At 65.6% G+C, this 375-nt stretch carries 1 protein-coding gene; it reads left to right on the forward strand.

Features of this window, described 5'->3' with window-relative positions:
• On the forward strand, positions 1 to 375 hold a 375-nt coding region (locus EN852_RS36145), incomplete at both ends, for an ImcF-related family protein (RefSeq protein WP_281407837.1).

Here is a 375-nt window from a genome sequence, read left to right on the forward strand (position 1 = left end):
TTTCAACCGCTTCTTCCTGCCACAGCTCTCGCGCATGGCGCAGACGCTCGTCGACGACCGCTGGGTGCTCGGTGGCGGTGGCGAACAGGGCGGCATCGACCAGGACCTGCCCAAGCTCGGTCCTGAGCTCATCGACCGCTACGGCAAGGAATTCGCCGCCGCCTGGAACGGCGTGCTCGACCAGCTGAAGCTCAAGGCGATGCTGAAGGACAAGCCGCATTATCTGGCGCTTTCGGCCGTCGCGTCGCCGGATTCGCCTCTCGACCAGCTGTTCACGGCGATAGCCGATGAAACCGCATTGACCAAGGACACGGCCGTCGAGAGCGAGACCAGCACCGCGCAGCAGGATCCCGCCGCCATGGCCAAGGGCCTGGC

Source organism: Mesorhizobium sp. M2E.F.Ca.ET.209.01.1.1, from assembly GCF_004010375.2.
Taxonomy (GTDB): domain Bacteria; phylum Pseudomonadota; class Alphaproteobacteria; order Rhizobiales; family Rhizobiaceae; genus Mesorhizobium.